Here is a 17,388-nt window from a genome sequence, read left to right on the forward strand (position 1 = left end):
GGCGGGTCGGGCGGGCGCAGGTGCGACGTCCGCGGCGGGTCAGTCGGCGGCGGGTGCGACGGCGCCGGGGTCGAGGTCGGTGAGGCGGGGGCGGCCGAGGAGGGCGAGGGTGTCGTCGAGTTCGGCCTTCAGCAGGTCGAGGACCCGGGCGACGCCGTTCTCGCCGTCGGCGGCGAGGCCCCACAGGACCGGGCGGCCGAGGAGGACGGCGCGGGCGCCGAGGGCGATCGCGAGGGCAGCATCCGTGCCCGTGCGGACACCGCCGTCCAGGAGGACGGGCAGGTTCGGGGGCAGCGCGGCGGCCACTTCGGGCAGGGCGGTGAGGGACGGGAGGGCACCGTCGAGCTGGCGGCCGCCGTGGTTGGAGACCAGGACGGCGTCGACGCCGTGCTCGGCGGCGAGGCGGGCGTCCTCGGCGGTGAGGATGCCCTTGAGGACGATCGGCAGGCGGGTGCGCTCGCGCAGCCAGGCGAGGTCGGCCCAGGTCAGGGTGGGGTCGAACTGCTCCTTGGCGTGGTCGGCGATGCCCGAACTGCCGTGGCCGGCGCGGTGGCTGGCGGCCGTCACGGCCTGGTCGAGGTTGACGGCGCGGACGTGCGCGGGGATCGCGAAGCCGTTGCGGGCGTCGCGCAGGCGGCGGCCGATCCGGGGGGCGTCCACGGTCAGGACCAGGGCGCGGAAGCCGGCGGCTTCGGCGCGTTCGACCAGGGCGGTCAGGGCGTCGCGGCGGCGCAGCCAGTAGAGCTGGAGCCAGAGCGGTCCGGTGGCGGCCGCGGCGATGGACTCCAGGGTGCGGCTGGCGAAGATCCCGGCGACCAGGAGCGCGCCGGCCCGGCCGGCGGCGCGGGCGGTGGCGACCTCGCCCTCGGGGTGGAACAGCTGGTGGTAGGCCATCGGGGCGATGCCGATCGGGGTCTCCAGGCGGCTGCCGAGCAGGGTGAGGCCCTGGTCGGTGGCGGAGACGTCGACCATGGTGCGCGGGCGCAGCCGGCACCGGTCGAACCCGGCCCGGTTGGCGGCGAGGGTGCGTTCGGCGCCGCTGCCGCCCTGGACGAAGTCCCACACCTCGGCGGGGAGCCGGTCGCGGGCGGCGCGTTCGAAGTCCGCGAGTTCCAGTGCGTCCAAGGGTCTGCCTTTCCGGGCAGGCCTCGGTCGGGCCCGCTCCGGCCCGGCAGCGTAGGAGGCCGTGCCCCCAATGGTCTAGACCTTGCTTCGGCTCGAACGCCTGTGTAATCGTCAGGAAGCCGAACCGACCACGTCCGTCGCGACCGGCCCCCTTCCAACCTCCCCTCCGTGGAGTGGCGTTGACCGGATCTCCTTCCCTGCCCGGCCAGTCGGGCGAGGCCCCGCACGACTGGGTGGACCGCTACCTGCTGGCCGGCCCCGCCGACCAGGAGTGCCTGCGCTTCGGCACCCCCGTCGACCGGGCCGCGCTGCGCGCACTGGTCGCCGAGCAGGCCGCCCGGCTGTCCGCCGCCGGCCTGCGGCGCGGCGGCACGGCCGCGCTGCGGCTGGCGCCCTCGCTCGGCTACGCCGCCGCGCTGCTGGCCTGCTGGCAGCTGGGCGCGCAGGCCGTCCTGCTGGACCACCGGCTCACCGACCACGAGGTCGCGCTCGCCGTCGAGCGGCTGGCGCCCCAGGTGCTGGTCGAGTCGGCGCACGGCCCGGCGGCGGCGATGCGCGGCTTCGCCGAGACCGACCCGGTGCCGGTGGCGCGGCCGGAGGGCCGCCCGGCCGCGACCGGCCACGCCCTGGTGCAGCTCAGCTCGGGCTCGACCGGCCCGGCCAAGGTGATCGCCCGCACCGCCGCCGACCTGCTGCGCGAACTCGACTGCTACGCACGGCTGCCGGAGTTCCCGAAGGCCGGCGAGCGGGTCGTCCTGCTCTCCTCGGTGGTGCACGTCCTCGGGCTGGTCGGCGGGCTGCTCAACAGCCTGCACGCCCGGGTGCCGCTGACCGTCCCGGCCCGGATGACCACGGCGGGCATCCTCGCCGCGGTCGCCGCGGACGACCGGCCGACCACCGTGATCGGCGTCCCGTTCCACGCCGAGCTGCTGGCCGGGGCGGCCGACCCGCCGCCGCTGCCGCAGCTGCGCCGGATGATCGTGGCCGGCGAACTGGTCCGCCCGGGCCTGCCCGCCGCCTTCGCCGAACGGTACGGCGTGCCGCTGGGCACCATGTACGGGATGACCGAGGTCGGCGTCATCGCCACCGACCTCGACGGCGTCCTGCACCCCGAGACGGCCCCCGTCCACGGCATGGAGCTGCGCGCGGACGGCGGCGAACTGCACATCGCGACGGCCGCCTCCCCGTACCCCGGCCTCACCGACCCCACCCGCTGGTCGGACGGCCGGCTGCACACCCGCGACGCCGGCCGGGTCGACCCGGCCACCGGCCGGATCACCGTGCTCGGCCGCCGCGACTCGCAGGTCTCGATCGGCGGCCTGAAGGTCGACCTGAACGAGGTCGAGCACACCCTGGCGGCCCTGCCGGAGGTCCGCGAGGCCGTGGTGGTCTTCGCCGACGGCGCCATCGAGGCCTACCTGGCCACCGAAAGCGCCGGGGACGCCGGGGCCGGCGAGGCGGAGGCCGAGGCCGTCCGGGCCGCGCTGGCCCGCGAGTTGGCCGCCTTCAAGCGGCCCCGGCGGCTCGCCTTCCTCCCGGCGCTGCCGCGCACCGCCACCGGCAAGCTCGTCCGCGACGCCGCCGCGCTGCGCGCCGCCGCACCCTGACCACGTCCGTCCCCGGACCGCACTGAACCCCGACCCAGCACGAGGAGCACACCATGCAGGAGCGCATCCAGGAGTTCGTCATCGCGGCGCTCGCCGAGATGAACTACGACACCGCCGAGGTCACCGGCGACACCGACCTCGGCCCGGCCGGCCTCGACCTGGAGTCGCTGGCGCTCGCCGAGCTCTCGGTCCAGGTCGAGGACGAGTTCGGGGTGAAGTTCGAGGTGGAGGAGATGGAGAGCACCGCCCTGATGACCCTCGACCAGTTCACCGCCGACGTGGCCCGCCGGATCGCCGCCGGCACCGCCACGGCCGCCGACTCCACCGCCACCGCCGCCACCGCCGGGACCGCCGCGTGAGCAGCACCGTGCTGCCGGACCGGGCCGAGGTCGTGGCGATGCTCGCGGCGTTCGGGCAGCGGGCCGCGGCGAGCGTGCCCGACAGCCTCGGATCGCTCGAACTCACCTGGCTGACCGCCGAGTTCGAGCAGCGCTACGGCATCGAGCTGGACCTCTCGGACGAGCAGTTCGCCGCCGTCCGCACGGTGGACGACGCCGTCGCGGTGCTGCGCGGGGCCGTGCTCGCCGCCACCCCCGGCAGCGACACCGGCAGCGGGAGTGGCACCGACACCGGCGGGGTCGCCCGGTCATGAGCAGCAGCGCACCGCCGGCCGGACGGCCGGTGTTCACCGGCCTCGGGGTGCTCAGCGCCTTCGGTGCCGGGCTCGCCCCGCTGGCCGCCGCGACCGCCGGGACCACCGGGGCCGGGACCGCCACGACCGGCTTCGCCGAGGTGACCCGCTTCGACGTCGCCCGGCGCGGCACCCGGCGGGCGGCCCTGCTGGCCGACCCGCCGCCGCTCGCCGAAGCGGTGCTCGGCGCCGTCGCCGACGCCTGCGGGCAGGCCGGACTCACCGACGGCGCACCGCTGCTGCTCGCCCTGCACAGCGACCTGCACACCCGCGGGACGGTCGCGGAGGTGGCGGCCGGCGCCGCCGCCCTCGGCCTGGCCGGGGTGGGCCGGGTCTACACCGGTGCCTGCGTGGCCGCCGCCACCGCGGTGGCCGACGCGGCCGCGCTGGTCGGCTCCGGCCGGCACCCCCGGGTGGTGGTCGCGGCCGGACACCTGGTGGAGCCGGGCGTCTTCGCGGCCTTCGACGCGGGCCGGGCACTGGCCCGCGACGGCGAGCTGCGGCCGTTCAGCACCGGGCGCAGCGGCACCCTGCTCGGGGACGCCGCGGCGGCCGTGGTGGTCGAGGCGGCGGACGCCGCCGCCGGGCGCGGCGCCCGTCCGCTGGCCCGACTGGCCGGCTGGGGCCGCTCCGGCGACGCGCACCACGTGTGCCGGCCGCGGCCGGACGGCGCGGGCGTGGCCCGGGCGGTCCGGTCCGCGCTGGCCCGGGCCGGCGTCGCCCCGGCCGAGGTGGGCTACGTCAATGCCAACGGCACCGGTTCGCCGATGTCCGACCTGGCGGAGGCGCGGGCGCTGCGCGAGGTGTTCGGCGACGCGCTGGCCGGACTCCCGGTCAGCTCCAGCAAGTCCGTCCACGGACACGCCCTGGAGGCCTCCGCGCTGCTCGAACTCGCGGTCACCATCGGTGCGCTGGCCAGCGGGCGACTGCCGGTCAACGCCGGCTGGCTGGGCCCGGACCCGGAGGTCGAGCTGGACCTCGTGCTCGCCGGGCCGCGCGCGGACGCGCGTCCCCGCTACGCGCTGAGCCTCAACTCGGCGTTCGGCGGCGCCAACACCGCGCTCCTGGTGGCCGCCGCGTGAACCCCGACCGCCTGCGCACCCTCGCCACCGCGCGCTGGACCGGCGGCGAACCGCCTCCCCCGCTGCCCGGCTTCACCGCCTCGACCTTCAACCCGCTGGTCGCGGCCGTCGCCGACCGCTGCCTGGCCGCGCACTACGGGACGCCCGGAGAACCCCGGGAGTCCGGAGAACCCGGGGAGTCCGGAGAACCCGGGGAGCCGCGCCGCACCGGCCTGCTGCTCGCCAGCGCCTCGGGCGACCGGGCCACCGCGCTGGCCATCGACGCCGGCGCGGCGGGGCGCCGGATGCCGCCGCTGCTGTTCTTCCAGTCCAACCCGAACGCCGTCCTCGGGCACGTCGCCGCCCGCTGGGGCCTGACCGGTCCGGTCGTGGCGATCGGTCTCCCGACCGCCGCCGCGCCCGGCGAACTCCCGCCCGAGGCGCTGGAGTCGGCCGCCCTGCTGCTCGTGGACGGCGACGCCGACCAGGTCCTGGTGATCGCCGCCGAGCAGGCCGAGCCCGCGGCCGCAGGGACCGCGGGAACCGACCACGCCACCGCCGTCCTGGTCACCACCGCCTGAGCGCGCCGCGCCGCGCACCACGCGCCGCCCCGCCGCGCACCGCCCCGCCGCCCACCCCCGTCCGTACGCGTCCCCGGACGCCGCACCGCACCCGCATGGTCAGCACCATGGGAGGGATCCACACCGTGAGCATCCGCAGCATCCGCAGCCTGTTGGCCAACGACCCGGACGTCGGCGCCGGGAACGTGCTGACCAGCAGGGTCGCCCTGGGCCTCGGTCTCGACGACCCGCGGCTGACCTTCGACACCCCGGTGGACGGGCACCCCGCCGGCGAGGCGCTGACCCTGCGCGCGGCCGACCGCGCCGTCCGGGCCCGGGCGGCCGCGCTGCACGCCCTCGGGGTCGGCCGGCGGGACGTGGTGGTGGTGTACGCGACCGCCGCCGCCGACCAGGTGCTGTCCTTCCTGGCGCTGGCCCGGCTCGGCGCGATCCCGGCGCTGCTCAACCCCGGGGTGGACGGCGAGCGCGCGGCCCGCTACATCGCCCGGCTCGGCGCGGTCGGCATCCTCACCGACCCCGCGCACCGGGCCGAGCTGGCCGGGCACGACCCGGCGACCCCGGTGCTGGCCGACGCCGCCGACCTCGGCGCGGCCGACCCGGACGCGGCGCCCGCCCCGTACCGGCACCACGCGGACGACCCGGTGGCGATCACCCACTCGTCCGGCACCACCGGGATGCCGAAGGCCGTGGTGCACTCGCACGCCAGCCTGTACGCGTCGATCCGGCACCGGGCCGCGCTGCCCCGGCCGCAGGGCATCGACCGGGTGCTCAGCGTGCTGCCCGCCGCGCACGCCGCGACGCTGATCGCGCTCAACCTGGCGCTCAGCTTCGACTCCCGGCTGCACCTGATCTCGCAGCAGACCGGCCCGGCCGTGCTGGACGCGATCGAGCGCTGGCGGCCGCAGAGCGTGTTCGGCTTCGCCACCAGCTGGGCCGACCTGGCCCGGCAGGACCTCGCCGCCCGCGACCTGTCCTCGGTCGGCCTGTGGTGGAACACCGGCGACTGCGCGCACGAGGCGCACATCCGCCGCCTGATCGCCCAGGGTTCGCGCGAGACCGTCACCCGCGAGGGGCGCGGCCGGCTGGCCGGCTCGGTGTTCGTCGACGGCCTGGGCTCCACCGAGATGGGCCACTCGCACTTCCACATCACCCACGCCCCCGGCACCGAGAAGTACGGCCGCTGCGTGGGCCGTCCGCACACCTTCGTCGACTGCGAGGTGGTCGGCCCGGACGGCGAGCCGCTCGGCCCCGGCGAGGTCGGCGAACTCGCCACCGCCTCGCCGACGTTGGCGCCCGGCTACTGGAACGACTCGGTCACCACCTACCGCACCCGGCTGCGCGGCCGCTTCCTCACCGGGGACCTGATGTACCGGGACGAGGAGGGCTACTACTACCACGTCGACCGGCTGGTCGACTCGGTCGACCTGGGCGGCGGCCGGCGGCTGTACACCGCGATGTCCGAGGAGCGGGTGCTGGCCGACGTCCCCGGCGTGCAGGACTGCACGGTCGTCGCGGTGCGGGACGGCGAGCGGGTGGTCACCGACGTGCTGCTGCTGCTCGCGGCCGGCGCCGACCGGGACGCCGACCGCACCGCCGAGGTGCTCGCCGCGCTCGACCCGGACACCGCCGCCACCGTCCGCTCGGTGCTGGTGGTCGACGACGCGGACATCCCGCTCGGCCCGACCGGCAAGGTCCGCAAGGTGCTGCTGCGCGAGCGCCACCTCGGCGCGACCGCCCCGACGGCCGCCACCGCCCCGGTGTCCGCCACCGCCCCGGCGGCGGCCCGGTGACCCGGGTCGGACGGCCCGGCGCCGTCGTCACCGGCATCGGCCTGGTCACCTCGCTGGGCCGCAAGCCCGGCGAGGTCTTCGAGGCGCTGGCCTCCGGGCTCAGCGGCATCACCGCCGTCCCGGCGGGCCACGTCGCGCACGGCTGGCTGCCCGCCGCCGGGATCGCCCCGCACGTCGACGGCCGCGAGGTGCTGCCGCCGACCGAGACCCGCTGCGTCGACCGCTTCGCGCTGCTGGCGCTGGCCGCCGCGGACGACGCGCTGGCCGACGCCGGCCTGCTGGTCGGCCGGGACGTCGACGCCCGCCGCACCGCCGTGGTGCTCGGCACCGGCGGCGGCGGCCTGGAGACCTACGAGCAGCAGGCGACCCGCCGCCAGGAGCGCGGCCGCCCCGGCGTCAGCCCGTACCTGCTGCCCGGGATGCTCTCCAACATGGCGACCGCCCGGATCGCGATCAAGCACGGCATCCGGGGCTTCAGCAGCGCGATCGTGACGGCCTGCGCGGCCGGCGCCCAGGCGGTGGCCGAGGGGCTGCGGCTGATCCGGGCCGGCGACGCGGACGTGGTGGTGTGCGGCGGGACGGACGCCTCGCTGCACCCGACGATCATCGCCGCCTTCACCAACGCCCGTGCGCTGGCCCAGGGTTGGGACGACCCGGCGCAGGCCTCCCGGCCGTTCGACGCCCGCCGCAACGGCTTCGTGCTGGGCGACGGCAGCGCCGTCCTGGTCCTGGAGAGCCCCGAGCACGCCGCCGCCCGGGGCGCCGCCGGGTACGCCGAGCTGATCGGCTGGGGGTCCAGCACCGACGCCCACCACCCGACCATGCCCCGCCCCGACGGCACCGGTGCCGCCGACGCCATGCGCACCGCCCTCGCCAACGCCGGCCTGGACCCGTCCGACATCGGCTACGTCAACGCGCACGGCACCGGCACCAAGCTCGGCGACGCCGCCGAGTCCGCCGCGCTGAACGCCGTGTTCGGCGCCCACCGGCCCGCCGTCAGCTCCACCAAGGGCGCCACCGGCCACCTGCTGGGCGCGGCCGGGGCGGTGGAGGCCGCCGTCACCGCGCTGGCCGTGGCCCGCGGCCTGCTCCCGCCGACCCTCAACCTGGACCAGCCCGACCCGGCCTGCGACCTGGACCACGTCCGCGGCGCCGCCCGGCCGGTCCGGCTGCGGGCCGCGCTGAGCAACGCGTTCGCGTTCGGCGGCCACAACACCAGCCTGGTCTTCGGGCCGACGCCCACCACAACCGTCAGGTAGGCCGCCCGGAACCGTCCCCGGGACCGTCCGGCCCCGTACTCGAAGAGGCCGCCGTCGACGCCGCCGTCGCGGCCCGCCGCCTCCGCTCGCCACTCCACTTGCCAGGGAGCCCCGCCTTGTCGATCCAGACGATCACCCACGTCGAGTACCACTGCGCGGACGCCGCGCGGACCGCCGCCGAGCTGCAGGAGCGCTTCGGCTTCCGGCGCGACGCCGAGCAGCCCGAGTGGAGGCCCGGACTGCGGGCCGTCCACCTGCTGCAGGGCGGCATCCGGCTGCGGCTGCTCTCCAGCGAGCTCACCGACCACCCGGTGGCCGCCTACGTGGAGCGGCACGGCGAGGGCGTCGCCGTGCTGGCGCTCGGCTGCGCCGACCCGGCGGCGGCGCTGGAGCGGGCCGAGCGGCACGGCGCCGAGGTGCTGGACCGCGCGGGCGCGCTGATCGCCGGCTTCGGCGACACCGCGCTGCGCTTCGTCCCGCTGCCGGACGCCCCGGAGCCGGTCGACGGCGACCTGCTGGACGCCCTCGACCACGTCGCGGTCTGCGTGCCCGCCGGGCGGCTCGCCGAGTCCGTGCGGTTCTGCGAGGCCGCGCTCGGCATGCGGCTGATCTTCGGCGAGTACATCGAGGTCGGCGAGCAGGCGATGGACTCCAGCGTGGTGCAGAGCCCGTCCGGGGACGTCACCTTCACCCTGATCGAGCCGGACACCAGCCGCCGGGCCGGCCAGATCGACACCTTCCTCGCCGACCACGACGGCGCGGGCGTCCAGCACCTGGCGCTGCGCACCGACGACATCGCCACCGCCGTCCGCACCGCCCGCGCGCGCGGCGTCGAGTTCCTGTCCACCCCCGGCGCCTACTACGACGGCCTGGCCGAGCGGCTCGGCGACACCGCCATCCCGGTGGGGACGCTGCGCGAGCTGGACGTGCTGGTCGACCAGGACCACGGCGGCCAGCTGTTCCAGATCTTCGCCCGCTCCACCCACCCGCGGCGGACCTTCTTCCTGGAGGTGATCGAGCGCCAGGGCGCGGGCACCTTCGGCACCGCCAACATCAAGGCCCTGTACGAGGCGGTCGAGCGCCAGCGCGCCACCGCCGCCGCGCGCTGACCGGCCGCCACCGCGCGCCGACCGGCCGCCGCCACCCGCTCCGCCAGGCCACGACCCGACCGCCCTCCGAGGAGGACCGCCCCATGACCGTCGCCCCCGAGTTCGTCCTGACCCCGGCCGAGACCGCCCTGCTGCCCACGCCCGAGGAGGTGGCCGGCTACCGCGAGCACGGCTGGTACCTCTCCGGGAAGCTGTTCACCGACCAGGAGGTCGACGCCCTCCAGGCCGCCACCGACGACTACTACGAGGGCCGCCGCGACCGCGCCCTCGCCGTCCGGCCGCCGCGGCTGGCCGCCTGGGAGCCCGCGCACGGGCCGGTCCAGCGGCACAACGACTACGTGCACTACGAGAGCGACGCGATCGCCGCGATCCTGCGCAAGCCGCTGGTCGGCGCGGTCGCCGCGGTGCTCGCCGGGGCCGAGGAGATCCGGATCTTCCAGTCGACCCTGATCTTCAAGCCGCCGGTGCCGGAGGAGCCCTCCAACCAGGTGCCGTGGCACTTCGACAAGCACTACTGGCACACCTCCACCTCGGAGGAGATGCTGACCGCGTTCATCCCGTTCCACGACTGCGGGGTGGAGAACGGCACCATCACCATGGTCGACGGCAGCAACCGCTGGGCGGAACTGCCCTCCGCGGAGGACGCCACCCGGCACTTCGCCCAGCGCGACCGCTCCGAGCTGGAGTCGATCCTGGCCGCCAACGCGCACCACAACGGCGCCGAGGTGCGCAAGGTCCCGGTGGTGATCCCGCGCGGGCACGTCAGCTTCCACCACTGCCGCACCTACCACGGCAGCGGCGCCAACCTGGCCGACTTCCCGCGCCGGGCGATCTCGCTGCACCTGCAGGACGGCGCCAACGAGTACCGGCACGCCACCCGCCCGGACGGCAGCCCGGCCTCGTACAACCACGACGTGCTGGTCCGCCGCACCGCCGACGGCCGCCCCGACTACGCCGACCCGGAGATCTGCCCGGTCGTCTGGCGGGGAGCCCGGTGACCCGGCACCGGCCGGCCGACCCGGACGCCCCCGGCCTCGACTCCCCCGCCGGGCGCTACCGGATGCTGCGGCTGATCCGCGGCTTCGAGGAGCTGGCGCTCGGCCTGGTGAGGGCCGGGGAGATCACCGGCGGCATCCACCCGTACATCGGGCAGGAGGCGGTGGCGGTCGGCGTCTGCGCCGCGCTGCGCCCGCAGGACCGGATCACCTCCACCCACCGGGGCCACGGCCACGTGCTCGCCAAGGGCGCCGCGCCGGACCGGCTGCTGGCCGAACTGCTGGGCCGCACCGGCGGGTTGAACCAGGGGCGGGGCGGCTCGATGCACGCCGCGGACTTCTCGCTCGGCGTCCTGGGCGCCAACGGCATGGTGGGCGCGGGCGGCGCGATCGCGGTCGGCGCCGCCTGGTCGGCCCGGCAGGCCGGCCAGGACCGGGTCGCGGTGGCGTTCTTCGGCGACGGCGCGCTCAACCAGGGCGTGCTGCTGGAGTCCTTCAACCTGGCCGCGATGTGGCGGCTGCCGGTGCTGTTCGTCTGCGAGAACAACGGCTACGCCACCACGCTGCCGGCCGCCACCGCGGTGGCCGGCAGCGTCACCGGCCGGGCCGCCGCGTTCGGCATCCCCGCCGTCGAGGTGGACGGGATGGACACCGAGGCGGTCCGCGCGGCGGCGGCCGGAGCCGTCGAACGGGCCGCCGCCGGCGGCGGCCCCGGCTTCCTGGAGTGCCGCACCTACCGGTTCGAGGGCCACCACACCATGGAACGGCTGATGAAACTGCGCTACCGCACCCCGGAGGAGGTCGCCGACTGGCGCGCCCTCGACCCGCTGCCGCGCGCCGCCGCGCTGCTGCCGCCCGGCCTGGCCGAACGGCTGGACGCCTCGGTGGCCGAACAGCTGGCCGCCGCCCGGGAGTTCGCGCTCGGCTCCGAACGCCCCTCCCCCGACGGCGCGTCGCAGTACCTCTACGCGGACGGGCTGCGTCCGAGGGCGGGGTCCGCGGCATGAGGCTCTCCTACACCAAGGCGCTCAACCGGGCGCTCACCGACGCCCTCGCCGAGGACCCGGCGGTCTGCGTGTTCGGCGAGGACATCGGCGCCGGGATGGCCGGCCCGACCCTGAACCTGCTGGACCGCTTCGGTCCCGGCCGGATCGTCGACACCCCGCTCTCCGAGCAGGCCTTCACCTCGATGGCGATCGGCGCCGCGCTGACCGGGCGGCGGCCGGTGATCGAGTTCCAGATCCCCTCGCTGCTGTTCCTAGTCTTCGAGCAACTCGTCAACCAGGCCCACAAGTTCTCGCTGATGACCGGCGGCCAGGCGAACGTCCCGCTGACCTGCCTGGTGCCGGGCTCCGGCTCCCGGGACGGCTGGGCCGGACAGCACTCCGACCACCCGTACAGCCTGTTCGCGCACGCCGGGATGAAGACCGTCGTGCCGGCCACGCCCACCGACGCCTACGGGCTGCTCCGCTCGGCGATCGCCGACCCGGACCCGGTGGTGGTCTTCGCCCCGGCCGGCGCGCTGCCGGTGCGCGAGACGGTGACCCGGGAGCTGGTGCCGGTCCCGCTCGGCTCGGCCCGGATCCACCGCGAGGGCACCGACGTCACCGTGGTCGCCGTCGGCCACCTGGTGCACGACGCGCTGGCCGTCGCCGAGGAGCTCGCCCCGGAGGTCTCCGTCGAGGTCTTCGACCCGCGCACCCTGTACCCGTTCGACTGGTCGGCGCTGGCCGCCTCGCTGGAGCGCACCGGCCGGCTGGTCGTCGTCGACGACTCCAACCGCAGCTGCGGCATCGGCGGCGAGATCGTCGCCACCGCCGCCGAGGAGATGCGGCTGCTCGCCCCGCCCCGGCGGATCACCCGCCCGGACGGCACCGTGCTGCCGTTCGCCCCCGCACTGGACCGCGCCCTGCAGCCGAGCCGCGAGCAACTGCGGTACGCCGTCCGCGCGGTGATGAAGCACCAGGTCTCCGCTCCTGCGCACGGCGAGGGCCGGGGCCGTTGAACCCGACCGCCGAACTCACCTCGCTCAGCCCGGCGTTGCGCTCCGCCCTGGCGGCGCCCGGCGACGACCGGATCTTCTACGACCTGGCGGGCATCACCCGCCGCTACCTCACGCTGCGGGACGAACTCCCGGGCGTCGCCGTCCGGTTCGCCATGAAGGCCTGCCCGGTGGACGAGGTGCTGGCCGAACTCGCCGCGCTCGGCGCCGGCTTCGACGCTGCCAGCCCGAACGAGATCACCCAGGCGCTGCGCACCGGCGCCCAGGCCGAACGGGTGCACTACGGCAACACCGTCAAGTCCGACCGGGGCATCGCCGAGGCGCACCGCCTGGGCATCCGGGACTTCGCCACCGACAGCCTGGCCGACGTCGCGGCGATCGCCGAACACGCCCCGGGCGCCCGGGTGTTCTGCCGGCTGGCGACCAGCGGCGAGGGCGCGCTGTGGGGCCTGAGCCGCAAGTACGGCTGCTCGGTGGCGGACGCCGTCCGGGTGATGTCCGCCGCCCGGGACGCCGGGCTGACCCCGGCCGGGCTCTCGGTGCACGTCGGCTCGCAGCAGCTGACCGCCGGGGCCTGGGCGGCGGCCTTCGACCTGCTCGCCGACGCCATGGTGGAGCTCGAACGGGACGACATCCGGCTCGACCACGTCAACCTCGGCGGCGGCCTGCCCGCCCTCGGCTACGTGGACCGGTACGGCACCGCCCTGGAACCGCCGCTCGACGACATCTTCCACACCGTCCGGCAGGGTCTGGAGCGGCTGCGCCGGCTGCACGGCGGCGGGCTGCGGTTCGTCCTGGAGCCCGGCCGCCACCTGGTCGCCGACCAGGGCGCGATCCGCACCCACGTCTACCGGCTGACGGACCGTCAGCAGCCGGACGGCGAGCGGGAGCACTGGCTCTACCTGGGCTGCGGGAAGTTCAACGGCCTGTACGAGATGGACCAGGTGCAGTACCGGCTGGTCTTCCCGACCCACCCGGACGCGGACCGGGTCCCCGCCGTGGTCGCCGGCCCGAGCTGCGACAGCGACGACACCTTCCCGCACGGGCGGGCCACCGGCCGGGTGCCGGTGCCGCGGGCGGTGGCCTCCGGCGACCCGGTGTGGATCCTCTCCAGCGGTGCGTACGCGGTCAGTTACCTCACCCAGGGCTTCAACGGCTTCGACCCGCTGCCCTGCACGGTGCTCCCGGCCGACGCCTGAACCCCGCTCAGCCGGCCTCCGGTCCGAACGCGTCGGCGAGGCTGGTGAGGACGGACCCGGGCCACCCGCCCGTCCCGCCCTCCCGGAACACGCTCGCCGGGAGGGCGAGCACGCCGTGCTCGGCGAGCAGTCCGTCGGCCGGGAGGGGCACCGGGAAGAAGTAGCCGCCCGGGCTGGTCCGCGCGGCGGCCGGGACCGCCGCGCTGACCTCGGCGGGCAGCCGGGCGAAGAGCCGCTCGGCCCGGGCGGCCAGGGCCCCGGCGACCTGCCGCGGGGTGTCCGCGTGCTCGGTCAGCAGGCTCTCGGCGAGCCGGAGCTGCCGCCGGCTCGGCGGGTCGGCCCGGAAGGCCCCGGCTGCGGCGGTGTCGTCCGGGCCGAGCAGCACCACGCCGAAGGTGCGCGGGTGCAGCCAGCCCTTGGTGACCGAGTGCAGCAGGACGGCCCGGCCGCTCGCCAGCAGCCGCCGGGTGCCGGGGGCGAACGGGACGGCCAGGTCGTAGACCGCGTCGATCAGCAGGCGGCGGTGCGGCGAGCGCTCCAGCCAGCCGAGCAGGTCGGCGCACTCGGCGTCGGTGAGGTGGCGGCCGAGCGGTCTGCTCGGGTTGGCGAGCAGCAGGTACTCGGGGCGGTCGCCGTCCGGCGGGCCCTGCGGCGGTGCGGGGGCGGGCAGCGTCGGGTAGTCGCCGGGGTCGAGTCCGGCGGCCCGGGCCAGGTCGAAGTAGACCGGGTAGACGTCGGCGGGCAGCCAGAGCCGGCCGCCGGCCGCGCGCAGGTGCCGGAAGAGCAGGTCGAGCCCGTGCCGGACGCCCCGGCCGACCATCGCCCGGCGCGACCACTCCTCGGGCAGCCCGTAGCGCCGCAGCCAGGTGCGGGCCAGGTCGCAGCGGTAGACCGTCCGGTCGTCCGGGGCGGCGGTCGGCGCGGGCGGGCGCAGCGGGGCGAGGGCGCGGTAGACGTTGGTCTCGGCGGCGTCCAGCAGGCCGGGTCGGGCGGCGAGCCGTCGCGTCCGGTGCGCCTCGAACTCCTGGTACCTCATGCGGTGGTGCCTTCCGTTCCGGCGGTGATCTCGCTGGCGCGGTCCTCCAGGGAGGCGTAGCAGCGGCCGTCGGCGAGGACGTTCCAGCTGCGGACCAGGCCGTTGGTGCGTTCCCAGAGCAGGCTGGGCTCGGTGTAGGCGGCGATCCGGATCGGGTGGCCGTCCCAGCTGCCCCGGTAGACGGGGGCGCCCCAGGGCAGGCGGTCGGCTTCGGTGAAGCCGTGCCGGTCGGCGAAGCGGGTGACGACGGCGAGCGGGACCTGGTGGTCGCGGCTCCAGCGGTTGGCGGCGTGGTCGTGGTAGAGCGACTCGGTGCTGGTGGAGACGTACAGCTCCTTGAAGCAGACCTCGTCGACGCCGTGCGCGGCGGCCCAGGTGAGGTAATCGGCGACGCCCGCCTCGTCCTCGACGCCGCCGCGCTGGAGCACGCAGATCAGGCGCAGGCGCAGTTCCGGCCAGCGGGCGCGGCCGGTGCGCCAGGTGTCGGCGACCTCGCCGACGGCGGTGCGCAGGGACATCAGGCGTTCGCTGGTGTCGTCGTCGTGGTGGTGGCGGGAGACGGCCAGGACGCCGAGGCCCGCGTCGGCGAGGGCGGCCAGCCGGTCGGCCCGGTCGGCGGGGGCGAGCCGGGCCAGGTTGTGGGCGTTGCTGATCAGGACGGTCTTGGGGAGGGCGGCCGCGCAGGCGGTGACCAGGCGCAGCTGCTGGTCGAACGGGAGCAGGGTGGGCTCGCCGCCGCCGGTGATCACGGCGCGTTCGGCGCCGGCCGCCGCGGCCCGGGCCAGCCAGTCGTCGACGCGGTCCCAGGGGACGCGGGCGGGCGGCTGGTCGCTGGAGATCGAGGCGGCGGAGAAGCAGAACGCGCACGCGGCCTGGCAGGCGGCGGCGACCGGCAGGACGGAGACCGAGCGCGGGCGCAGTTCGGCGTAGCCGGCCGGGTGGGGGTGCAGGCTCAGCGAGGCGGCCATCGCGTCCTCGACGGTGGTCGGCCGCAGGACCGGTTCCTCCGTCGGGCCGGGGTCGAGTTCGTGGACGGCGGTGAGCCGGATCCGGTCCCGGCGCAGTTCCGCGCCGAGGCCGGTGACCGGGTTGGGTGCCAGTGCGGCGGGGTCGACGGCGGTCTCCAGCACCAGGAGCCGGTCGCCGGGTATCGCGAGTCGTTCCAGCAGTCGTCCGGCCTTGGTGGTGCCGATGGCCAGTTCGGCGCGGGTCAGCAGGTGGAAGCGGTCCGGGTAGGTGCTCTCCGGGATGCCGGCCTTGCCGTAGGTGAGGGCGTACTTGTCGAAGCCCTTCGCGAAGTTCGACAGCACGATGACGTGGAAGCGCTGCTGGTCCGTGCGGTTCATGGCGGTCATCATGCCCCCGGTCGGCGGTCCGGGGGAACGGGGTTTCCGCCGGGGGCGCCGGGCGGGGCCGGGCGGCCGGGCTGGTGCCCCCGGGCGGAGTCCCGCGCGTGTCAGGAGACGTTGACGGTGACGTCGTCGAGGACGAAGGAGGTCTGCTTGGTGTAGTCCTCGGTGCCGGTGAACTTGAGGGTCACGCTCCGGCCCGCGTAGCCGGCCAGGCCGAGGGTGCGCTGCTGGTAGCCGGCGGCGGCGCCGGTGTTGCTGTAGGTGGCGAGGGTGGTGCCGTCGGCGGTGACGGTGAGGGTGTCGAAGGGGGTGGTGGTGGAGGCGGCGCTGTCGATGTGCAGCCAGAAGCTCAGCGTGTAGGTGGCGCAGCCGGCCGGGAGGGTGACGGTCTGGGCGAGGGTGTCGGTGGTGGTGGCGCCGTTGCCGTCGAGCCAGGCGTCGTAGCCGCCGGTGTGGGCGGGCTCGGCGGCGCTGGAGTTGACGGTGCTGGTGCCGCTGCTGTTGGTCTCGGTCCAGCCGGAGGTGGAGCCGGTCTCGAAGCCGGGGTTGGTGATCAGCTGGGCGGCGGTGCAGCCGGTGCCGGTGCCGCTGTTCCGGGCGAGCCAGGCGGTGGTGTTCAGGGCGAGGGCGGCGTCGGTGCCGGCCGGGTCGTTCCAGCCGTCGTAGAGGGTGTTGCCGGACTGGCCGGTGCCGTCGTCGATCGGCGAGGAGTCGCCCCAGACGGCGACCCGGCCGCTGCCGAAGGTGGAGGTGGCGAAGGCGGCGCCGGTGGTGCCGCTGTAGCCGGTGCGGTAGAGCAGGCCCTTGACGTTCGGGTTGTCGGCGGGCTTGAGGGTGAAGGTGGTGCCGTTGCGGATGATCGAGCCGGTGACCTTGCCGGCGGGGCCGTTCAGCACCGGGTCGGTGGTGTCGGTGATCGCGCGCGGGTTGTCGGTGGTGATGTTCAGCAGGTCGACGGAGAAGCCGAACGGGTCGGTGTTGTCGACGCTGTTGGTGGTGAGCAGGTCGTTGATGATCGCCGGGGAGTCCCAGCCGTCGTTGTTGCGGTCGCTCTGGGTGTGGTCGGAGACCAGGAACAGGCCGCCGCCGTTCTGGACGAACTTCATCACGGCGGTCTTCTCGGCGTCGCTGAGCCGGATGTTGGGCTCGGGCAGCACGAACTCGTCGAAGTTGGCGAGGTCGAGGGCGGCGCCGGTGCCGTAGCTGATGGTGCTGCCGGCCGGGAGGGTCTTGAGGCTGTAGGCGCCGGTCTTCTGCAGGGCGACGCCCCAGGCGGAGACGGCGCCGGTCCAGGAGGTCTCGGTGGCGGGGGCGGCGTTCTGGAGGAGCGGGTCGGGCTGGCTGGTGGAGATGATCCAGTCCGCGTTGCCGGCCGTCTCGCCCTTGCTGTTGTCGAACAGGATCCGCTTGGGGGCGGCGGCGGCGGTGGCGGCGGTCGTGGTCCCGGTGGCGGCGGGGGCGCCGGGCGCGGCCGTGGCGGCGGTGGGCTGGACGGCCGCGGTGAGGGCCGCGAGCAGCAGGCCGGTCGCGGCGAGCGCGGCCGGGCGGACCGCCCTGGAAGTCCTGGTCATCTGTCGATCT

The 17,388-nt window shown here is 76.0% G+C and carries 16 protein-coding genes; 12 read left to right on the forward strand and 4 right to left on the reverse strand.

What is annotated here, in order from left to right:
- Positions 1 to 39: 39 nt before the first annotated feature.
- Positions 40 to 1,125: an alpha-hydroxy acid oxidase gene (locus ACZ3J7_RS16430; RefSeq protein ID WP_465621212.1), complete on the reverse strand. Its 1,086-nt coding sequence runs from the start codon at positions 1,123 to 1,125 to the stop codon at positions 40 to 42.
- A 173-nt stretch (positions 1,126 to 1,298) separates the two neighbouring features.
- Here ACZ3J7_RS16430 and ACZ3J7_RS16435 point away from each other — a divergent pair, with 173 nt between their 5' ends.
- The 12 genes from ACZ3J7_RS16435 (at position 1,299) to ACZ3J7_RS16490 (ending at position 13,419) form a co-directional block, all read left to right on the forward strand.
- On the forward strand, positions 1,299 to 2,732 hold the full coding sequence (locus ACZ3J7_RS16435; protein WP_465621214.1) for a class I adenylate-forming enzyme family protein: 1,434 nt from the start codon (positions 1,299 to 1,301) through the stop codon (positions 2,730 to 2,732).
- Between the two features lie 53 nt (positions 2,733 to 2,785).
- Complete coding sequence (locus ACZ3J7_RS16440; protein ID WP_465621216.1) at positions 2,786 to 3,091, forward strand: acyl carrier protein; 306 nt, start codon at positions 2,786 to 2,788, stop codon at positions 3,089 to 3,091.
- Positions 3,088 to 3,384 (forward strand): acyl carrier protein, encoded by a 297-nt coding sequence (locus tag ACZ3J7_RS16445; RefSeq protein WP_465621218.1) that lies wholly within the window; start codon positions 3,088 to 3,090, stop codon positions 3,382 to 3,384. Before ACZ3J7_RS16440 ends, ACZ3J7_RS16445 begins: the two co-directional genes overlap by 4 nt.
- Positions 3,381 to 4,505 (forward strand): beta-ketoacyl synthase N-terminal-like domain-containing protein, encoded by a 1,125-nt coding sequence (locus ACZ3J7_RS16450; RefSeq protein ID WP_465621220.1) that lies wholly within the window; start codon positions 3,381 to 3,383, stop codon positions 4,503 to 4,505. The genes ACZ3J7_RS16445 and ACZ3J7_RS16450 overlap by 4 nt, the downstream gene beginning before the upstream one ends.
- Positions 4,502 to 5,065, forward strand: coding sequence for a beta-ketoacyl synthase chain length factor (locus tag ACZ3J7_RS16455; protein ID WP_465621222.1), 564 nt, complete (start codon positions 4,502 to 4,504; stop codon positions 5,063 to 5,065). The genes ACZ3J7_RS16450 and ACZ3J7_RS16455 overlap by 4 nt, the downstream gene beginning before the upstream one ends.
- Positions 5,066 to 5,190: 125 nt before the next feature.
- Positions 5,191 to 6,855 carry a class I adenylate-forming enzyme family protein gene (locus ACZ3J7_RS16460; RefSeq protein ID WP_465621224.1) on the forward strand — a complete coding sequence of 555 codons (1,665 nt, stop codon included), beginning with the start codon at positions 5,191 to 5,193 and terminating at the stop codon, positions 6,853 to 6,855.
- A complete protein-coding gene (locus tag ACZ3J7_RS16465; RefSeq protein WP_465621227.1) occupies positions 6,852 to 8,114 on the forward strand; it encodes a beta-ketoacyl-[acyl-carrier-protein] synthase family protein in 1,263 nt (420 codons plus the stop codon). The genes ACZ3J7_RS16460 and ACZ3J7_RS16465 overlap by 4 nt, the downstream gene beginning before the upstream one ends.
- 116 nt (positions 8,115 to 8,230) lie before the next feature.
- Positions 8,231 to 9,223, forward strand: coding sequence for a 4-hydroxyphenylpyruvate dioxygenase (gene hppD / locus ACZ3J7_RS16470; protein ID WP_465621229.1), 993 nt, complete (start codon positions 8,231 to 8,233; stop codon positions 9,221 to 9,223).
- Between the two features lie 83 nt (positions 9,224 to 9,306).
- Complete coding sequence (locus ACZ3J7_RS16475) at positions 9,307 to 10,221, forward strand: phytanoyl-CoA dioxygenase family protein (RefSeq protein WP_465621231.1); 915 nt, start codon at positions 9,307 to 9,309, stop codon at positions 10,219 to 10,221.
- Positions 10,218 to 11,225 carry a thiamine pyrophosphate-dependent dehydrogenase E1 component subunit alpha gene (locus ACZ3J7_RS16480; protein WP_465621234.1) on the forward strand — a complete coding sequence of 336 codons (1,008 nt, stop codon included), beginning with the start codon at positions 10,218 to 10,220 and terminating at the stop codon, positions 11,223 to 11,225. The genes ACZ3J7_RS16475 and ACZ3J7_RS16480 overlap by 4 nt, the downstream gene beginning before the upstream one ends.
- Positions 11,222 to 12,223, forward strand: a complete 1,002-nt coding sequence (locus ACZ3J7_RS16485; RefSeq protein WP_465621236.1) for an alpha-ketoacid dehydrogenase subunit beta — start codon at positions 11,222 to 11,224, stop codon at positions 12,221 to 12,223. The genes ACZ3J7_RS16480 and ACZ3J7_RS16485 overlap by 4 nt, the downstream gene beginning before the upstream one ends.
- Positions 12,220 to 13,419 (forward strand): type III PLP-dependent enzyme, encoded by a 1,200-nt coding sequence (locus ACZ3J7_RS16490; protein ID WP_465621238.1) that lies wholly within the window; start codon positions 12,220 to 12,222, stop codon positions 13,417 to 13,419. Before ACZ3J7_RS16485 ends, ACZ3J7_RS16490 begins: the two co-directional genes overlap by 4 nt.
- Positions 13,420 to 13,426: 7 nt before the next feature.
- Here ACZ3J7_RS16490 and ACZ3J7_RS16495 read toward each other — a convergent pair whose 3' ends face one another.
- The 3 genes from ACZ3J7_RS16495 to ACZ3J7_RS16505 form a co-directional block, all read right to left on the reverse strand.
- Positions 13,427 to 14,455, reverse strand: a complete 1,029-nt coding sequence (locus tag ACZ3J7_RS16495) for an aminotransferase class I/II-fold pyridoxal phosphate-dependent enzyme (protein WP_465621240.1) — start codon at positions 14,453 to 14,455, stop codon at positions 13,427 to 13,429.
- On the reverse strand, positions 14,452 to 15,801 hold the full coding sequence (locus tag ACZ3J7_RS16500) for a radical SAM protein (RefSeq protein WP_465621242.1): 1,350 nt from the start codon (positions 15,799 to 15,801) through the stop codon (positions 14,452 to 14,454). Before ACZ3J7_RS16500 ends, ACZ3J7_RS16495 begins: the two co-directional genes overlap by 4 nt.
- 110 nt (positions 15,802 to 15,911) lie before the next feature.
- Entirely contained in the window at positions 15,912 to 17,378 is a 1,467-nt protein-coding gene (locus tag ACZ3J7_RS16505; RefSeq protein ID WP_465621244.1) for a carbohydrate binding domain-containing protein, read from the reverse strand.
- Positions 17,379 to 17,388: the final 10 nt, after the last annotated feature.

The organism is Kitasatospora sp. NPDC015121 (assembly GCF_055562955.1).